Genomic DNA, 6,621 nt, shown 5'->3' on the forward strand with positions numbered 1-6,621 from the left:
CCCGACAACCATCCACTGGCTCAAAAAAAAGAAGGCTTACGCTTTAAGGACATTAACGGAGAGGCAGTAATCCCCTTCCCCCTTAAAGGCCACTGGAATAATATTCTTGCAAAAAAACTTCCTGACTCCCAGCTACTCTACCAGACAGGAATCGAAACTTTTGATAAGGTAGTTCACTCATCCAATTTAATAAGTTTTGAATCTAACCTGCTACCTGTAAATGTTGAAAACCATGTAAGAATTCCAATCCTGGACAGCGAAGCAAAAATTACCTACCACTTTGCAATCTTAAAAAATAATTTTGAAAGCTATAAAAAATTTATAAAGGCTTTGGAAAAACTGGAGATTAAAGCCCACACTTTAAAAGATAAAAATAATTTAAAATAAAAAAAGACGGCACTTAATTAAAAGTGCCGCCAGCTAACCTCGTATAGAATTACCTGATATTAGTAATTTTCTGCACTGATTTCAAAGTAGCTCTTTGGGTGAGCACATACAGGACATACTTCAGGAGCTTTTGTTCCAACAACAATATGACCACAGTTACGGCATTCCCAAACTTTTACTGAACTCTTTTCGAATACTTCGTTCATTTCTACGTTCTTAAGAAGTGCACGATAGCGTTCTTCATGATGCTTTTCGATTGCAGCTACACCGCGGAATTTTGCAGCAAGTTCTGGGAAACCTTCTGCTTCTGCAGTTTTTGCAAAATCATCATACATGTCTGTCCTTTCATAGTTTTCACCTTCAGCAGCTGCAGCACGGTTTGCTTTAGTATCAGTAAGACCACCAAGTTCCTTAAACCACATTTTAGCATGTTCTTTTTCGTTGTCAGCTGTCTTAAGGAAAAGAGAAGAAATCTGTTCGTATCCTTCTTTTTTTGCTACAGAAGCAAAGTATGTGTACTTGTTTCTTGCCTGACTTTCTCCGGCAAATGCTGTCTGTAAATTTTTTTCTGTCTGTGTTCCTGCGTACTTGTTACTCATTGTATTCTCCTTAGTTTTAGTTTGAGTGCTGTTTATTTTTTCTGGAATTGCAGCTGCTGATGAATCGTAAATCGGTTCAAAATCATCTGCAGGATGTCCGCACAATGGACATTCAAAATCTGATGGAAGTTCAGGATGCATATACTCATAGCCACATATTTTGCATCTCCATCCGATTATCTTTTTAGAAGTTTCTACCTTTACCTTTGGCTTAACATTATTCTGATAATCAGCGTAAGTCATTGGTGCATTTGAACCAGTTACCTGTGCATCTTCTATTTCTGCAACAAAAAGAGTATGTGTTCCAAGATCAGTCTTTGACACTACCCTGCAGTTGATAACAGAACATGTATTTGAAAGAATGTAAGGACTTCCGTTTTTATCTGTCTTGTATTCAAAGTCAGTAAACTTATTTACGTCCCTTCCACTCTGATAACCAAAATGTTTGAAAAGATCAAACTTAGCAGTCTTATCAAGAATAGAAAGTGTAAAGAATCCGCTTTCTTTAATCAGGTCACAAGTATAATTGTGATTCAAAACAGAAATTGCAAGTCTTACTGGATCTGATGCTACCTGCATACATGTGTTTGTAATACAGGCATTAATCTTGTCTCCGCTTCTTGCACCAAGCACAAAAAGTCCATAAGAAAGATTGTAAAGCGCCTTGTTATCCATTAGCAATGCTCCCAAAAATTTATGACTGAATTATTTGTCAGCCCAGAGACTGTGAAGGTTGCAGTATGCATAAGCTCTTACAACTTCATCACCATCTGCAAGTGCAAATACAGCTTTTGGTTCTTCACCAGGTTTAAGTGACTTAAGCTGATTTGTATTTTTTGTTTCGAGAGCAATCCATTCAATGAAATGCTTTTCTTCCATCGGATGAATTACGGAACCAACTGTAACATCTACAATGTTTCCGTTAACCTGAACAACAGGAATATGTTTTTCTACGGCAGCTTCAGTTGTGTTTGCCTTAAGTTCAGACATTGCCTCACCGCAGCACATAGTGTCACATGGTGACCCTTTAAGCATTGAAACTACCTTTCCGCATTTTTTACATTTGTAAAATTTAAAAGCCATAAATTCTCCTTACACATAACGAATGCCTGAGCACCCGCGCCACTAATTATTTTTTAGAACATTCCGGACATAAACCTTCAAACACAATCTTATGCGTTATGGATTTAAAGCCCATCTTGCCTAATTTAGTTTCTACAGCCTGAACATCTTCGGTATTAAATTCCGGAACATCAAAGACCCTGTTGCAATTTCTGCAATAGAAATGATAGTGCTGATCAAGCATGCTATCAAAATGATCAGGTGCTCCCGGAACTGGAACTCGAAGCAGAAGTTCATTCTCCACAAGAAGATTCAAGTTTCTATAAACCGTTCCCCTGCTTATGTGAGGATCAGACTGTCTCGCCTGCTCATAAATCTCGTCCGCTGTGGGGTGAGACTTATTTCCTTCCATAATACTTAATATCAGGTTTCGCTGTGCTGAATTACGATTCTGCATAGTTGTATCTCCCTAATGACTGAATAATAACACAGCATAGTAAACTTGTAAATAGTAATAAGTCCTATTATTAAAAAATATTTAAAAATATTTCTCATTAAGCTTTTTACAGGAACAACCTTATTATAACATGGGAATTTTGCGGGCACAAAGGAAATGTTTTAATAATTCTTAAACAAGTCGCAAATAGTCATAAGATGTGGTATATTGTAAATATAGTTTTTCAAAGGAAACAGACTATGAATGACAAGCAGATAGAATATTCAGTTTTCTGTATTGAAAATGTTGCCAGGCAACTTGGTAAAACTGGCTCAGAAGTATTTCAAATTCTCAATTCCTCAGGCCTTCTGCATTCATATATCATACCTTCTTATGAAGCACTTCATACACAAAGCAAACAATATATCGTTGATGAAATTATTTCAGTCCTCAAAGATAGGAATCTTGTCGCATGAAACTTTACCACGGTTCAACAGTAATTGTAGATACTCTTTTGCATTTTGAATCTAGTTACGAAGCAAAAGGAGAGGAATCATGACAGCCGATCCAACTCTTTTGCAGATGAAATATGCCCGCATAATATCTCTTCTTGCAAAAAAAGCAAATGTAGATGAAGAAAAGGCAATGGAAATGTTTTACAAGTCAAATACTTATATACTTATGAGTAAGGGCATCAGTGATTTTCATTGTCTAAGCGATGCCTATCTTGTTGAAAACATTATGCTGGAACAAAAGCAGTAAGCTGGTCAAAACTGAAAAGAAGGATTCAGCCCTCCCCTGCTTGAACCGCAGTAAGGGCATTTTGTTTTTTTAGTTTTTTAATTACACCAGCTACAAAAGGAAATGCAGATTTATCCGGGTTACTTCCATAAAAAGTCTTGTGACAACTGGTGCATATCAAAGGTACCTTTTCACCATATTTTAGAGCCCTAAAATAATTCATCATGATCACCTCCTCTATTCAATTATATTCAAAATAAAACCGCATCCATCCTTATATTATTCTATACCCATATCCTTTTTATATTCCTCCACATCATATTTTGTAAAATTAAGACAAAGCCCCAGAACTGCCGCATCATCCAAATAACCAATCACAGGGATAAAATCCAGAATCAAATCAACAGGTGACAAGATATAAAGCAAAGTTCCGATAATAGCTGCTATGGTTCCAACCGGGGCCTTCTTATACCTGCCTGCAAAAACATCACCCAGCATCTGGAAATACAATTTGATATCGTCCAAGTATTTACGAAGCGTACCACTAGATGCAATGTTTTGAATTTTATCAAGATTATCCATCACTTTATCAGCATCAGCTTTAGAATACGACTTAAATTCCTGAAACTTTTCATTAACATCTCTCTGATTCAATTCTTTCATAACTAAAATCTCCTATATGTGTAATATTCTCCGGGAATCAAGAAGCTTTGCTTCTTCACTCCCCCTACAATATAAAAAGAGAATCGGAGATATAAAATTGACAAAATTTATATTTTTTTTTGAATTATTTTTGCCTTAACAAATCCGGCTGCCAGTCACGTTCGTAGAATTCATTTTTATAATAATAGCGGATACAGTCTTTAATCTGCCCGTTTTTATAATATGTATATTGGTTTATAAAGAAATACTCAAAAGTTGGAACTTTTTCCGGCTTATAAGTGCCAAAGGTGCCGTCGCTGTATGCCTTTACTTTTTTATATGTAAGGAAATTATTTTTATCGTATTCATACCAGCCCTCAGAATTTTCATTCAGTTTGTCCTGATAATAAATTCCATGGAACTCATAAGTAATTCTGCCCTCTTCGTCATAGGTGTAAGAACTCTTCCATGAATAATCGTTTTTCTTTCCGTTTTCATAAGAAAGTGCTGTTAATTCATTTCCATGTTCATCGTAAGTATAAAATGATTCTTTAACAATTTCTCTTCTTACAGGTGAATAAAGATTTGTGACGGGATCAGTATAATAAGCATCAAACTTTTTTTGATATAAAAGTCTTCCATCCTTATCGAAAGTATGGTAAGTTTCTTCCTGAGGATGACGTTTTTCAGTATAAGACAAATATTTATACAAAGTTTCCCGCCCCTCAGAATCAAACTCATGCCAGCTTTCATAATCCATTTCAATAGAACCATCATCTTTTATTTTATAATTTTTTGAATAGATTCTTTCTTCCCTGTCGTTATCATTATAAGTTTCTTCGGACCATTCATTTTCGTAATAATTTTCTTTATGAAAAATAAGATTACCTGAAGGAGAAATAATTTTTTCTTCACCATTTAAATTTTTCCAATGAGTTGTTCCATCTTCATCATAGGAATATGTTTCTTCAGTTTCATAATCCTGATAAGAATCAAGATCATCTTCATCCCAGAGAATATGATTATTAGAGTAAGAACGAATCAAGCGGCCCTGCGAGTCCTTTACATCTTCTTCCTCATACCAGTCACTATATACAAAATTCTTATGTTCCGGATCTGAATAATAAGAATCTTCCGTTCTGCGGAATACTGTCCTTCCATCTTCTGAATATTTATAAGTTATTTTTGAAACAAGATTTAACTCCCCTCTCTTTGTGTAGGATTCAGCATAAATATCTGATAGAAGGCGACCATTAGAATCATAAGAGTACTCCTCCACACTTGTCACCCTGTAATCCACTTTCTCAAAATTTTTATCTTCATAAAAAGTGTAATCATCCATAGTACACAAAAGCAGGCCTTCCGGTGAAAACTCATTTTTAACACTATAAATCAAAGGAGATTCATAATCATACTTATCATAATCAGGAATCTTATTGTATATGTATGTACAGTTTCCACTTGAATCATATTCATTGGTAAAATCGCAGTCGCTTTCGTCCCAGCTGTGAATAATATGGGACTGACTGTCATACTCCCACCTTTGATCTCTTCCGGTTTCATCAGTAAGATGAAGAATATTTCCTTTATCGTCCAGCCAGATCTCTAAGGTAAAATTTCTAATTTCGTAATCCTGATAATTATTAATTTGGTCACTTAATTTATCTATATCACCTTTGGCATAAACAAGCTTTCCATTTGAATTGTATTTACGAATCAGTTCATTGTTTAAAATTCTGTTCTCTTTTAGTGAATATAAAAGTCTGCCCTCCTTATCATATTCAGCCCTTCTTTTCAAATCCCTGCGTTCACCAGATGCAAGAGTTGATTGTCTGAATGAATCTGAAACATCACCAAACCATGCACCATCTGATAAGTCATCATAGTAAATTTCCCTTCCCTGACTATCATACAAATAACGTTCAAGCGGCTGAAATCTACTGTTTAAAAGTTTACTTTCTCCATCATTTTCATGAATCTTAAGATGAACTTCTTTTTGAACAGTCTCCTGCAGTTCTAAAGTTTTTGTACTGTTACATGATGTAATAAAAAACGATATCGCAATTAAACTGAATATAATTTTTTTCATTTTGACTTTTATTCCTTTGAATAATTTCTTTAATTAACCTTTAATCAATTCTACTACATATTAAAAAAGATGGCACTAGACAAAATGTGGTCATTTTGAAAATAATTTATTACATATATATAGAAGGAATTAATAAACATGACCCAAAGTTTTAAAGTAGAAGGCAGATATATTGAATTATTTGAAAGCCAGGTTAAAGAAAGTCCCCTTGTAATTTTAAATACTTTTGAAACCCAAGGTCAGAAAGTTTATCAGGAATGCATTAATTCAGGAACAAAAGAATTTACCCTTGCAGCAATTTCTAACCTGGACTGGGATAGCGACATGACACCCTGGCCAATTCCACCAATCTATAAAAAAGGCAGCCCCTGTTCAGGACAGGCAGACCAGTATCTAAAAATATTAACTGAAAAAATTATTCCACAAATTCAGGAAAAATTAAAAAGCAAACCTTCATACATTGCAATCGCCGGTTATTCACTGGGAGGACTCTTTGCACTTTACGCCATCTACAAGACAGATATCTTTGCAAAAGCAGCATCAGCTTCCGGCTCACTGTGGTTCCCCCGCTTTATTGAATTTGCAGAAAGCACAGAATTTATAAGGCAGCCTGAATGCATTTACCTCTCCCTGGGAGACAGCGAGGCCAGCACAAAAAACAAAAT

General features: G+C 35.3%; 9 protein-coding genes and 1 pseudogene. 4 read left to right on the forward strand and 6 right to left on the reverse strand.

The window, feature by feature from the left end; all coding sequences use genetic code 11:
• On the forward strand, nt 1–387 hold a 387-nt coding region (locus K6D58_RS04225), incomplete at its 5' end, for a hypothetical protein (protein WP_296827964.1).
• A 59-nt stretch (nt 388–446) separates the two neighbouring features.
• On the opposite strand, the gene rbr is transcribed toward K6D58_RS04225, so the two are convergent.
• The 3 genes from rbr to K6D58_RS04245 are packed head-to-tail and all read right to left on the reverse strand — an operon-like array spanning nt 447 to nt 2,505.
• Nucleotides 447–1,661 carry a rubrerythrin gene (gene rbr, locus K6D58_RS11970; protein ID WP_486389751.1) on the reverse strand — a complete coding sequence of 405 codons (1,215 nt, stop codon included), beginning with the start codon at nt 1,659–1,661 and terminating at the stop codon, nt 447–449.
• A 30-nt stretch (nt 1,662–1,691) separates the two neighbouring features.
• Nucleotides 1,692–2,069, reverse strand: a complete 378-nt coding sequence (locus K6D58_RS04240; RefSeq protein ID WP_296827966.1) for a desulfoferrodoxin family protein — start codon at nt 2,067–2,069, stop codon at nt 1,692–1,694.
• A gap of 46 nt (nt 2,070–2,115) precedes the next feature.
• A complete protein-coding gene (locus K6D58_RS04245) occupies nt 2,116–2,505 on the reverse strand; it encodes a Fur family transcriptional regulator (protein WP_296827968.1) in 390 nt (129 codons plus the stop codon).
• Nucleotides 2,506–2,744: 239 nt separating this feature from the next.
• Between K6D58_RS04245 and K6D58_RS04250 the strand changes: the two genes are divergently transcribed.
• Together K6D58_RS04250 and K6D58_RS04255 are read left to right on the forward strand one after the other, a co-directional pair.
• Nucleotides 2,745–2,960 (forward strand): DUF3791 domain-containing protein, encoded by a 216-nt coding sequence (locus K6D58_RS04250; protein WP_296827970.1) that lies wholly within the window; start codon nt 2,745–2,747, stop codon nt 2,958–2,960.
• Nucleotides 2,961–3,039: 79 nt separating this feature from the next.
• Nucleotides 3,040–3,246, forward strand: coding sequence for a DUF3791 domain-containing protein (locus K6D58_RS04255; RefSeq protein WP_296827972.1), 207 nt, complete (start codon nt 3,040–3,042; stop codon nt 3,244–3,246).
• A gap of 25 nt (nt 3,247–3,271) precedes the next feature.
• On the opposite strand, the gene K6D58_RS04260 is transcribed toward K6D58_RS04255, so the two are convergent.
• The 3 genes and pseudogenes from K6D58_RS04260 to K6D58_RS04270 form a co-directional block, all read right to left on the reverse strand.
• Nucleotides 3,272–3,451: a hypothetical protein gene (locus K6D58_RS04260; RefSeq protein WP_296827974.1), complete on the reverse strand. Its 180-nt coding sequence runs from the start codon at nt 3,449–3,451 to the stop codon at nt 3,272–3,274.
• A 113-nt stretch (nt 3,452–3,564) separates the two neighbouring features.
• A pseudogene (locus tag K6D58_RS04265) lies at nt 3,565–3,672 on the reverse strand (YkvA family protein); the annotation flags it as partial.
• A gap of 340 nt (nt 3,673–4,012) precedes the next feature.
• Nucleotides 4,013–5,956, reverse strand: a complete 1,944-nt coding sequence (locus K6D58_RS04270) for a hypothetical protein (protein ID WP_296827975.1) — start codon at nt 5,954–5,956, stop codon at nt 4,013–4,015.
• A 138-nt stretch (nt 5,957–6,094) separates the two neighbouring features.
• Here K6D58_RS04270 and K6D58_RS04275 point away from each other — a divergent pair.
• Nucleotides 6,095–6,621 (forward strand): alpha/beta hydrolase (locus K6D58_RS04275; RefSeq protein ID WP_296827977.1); only part of this gene is annotated, 527 nt, incomplete at its 3' end.

This window comes from Treponema sp., from assembly GCF_024696245.1.
Taxonomy (GTDB): domain Bacteria; phylum Spirochaetota; class Spirochaetia; order Treponematales; family Treponemataceae; genus Treponema_D.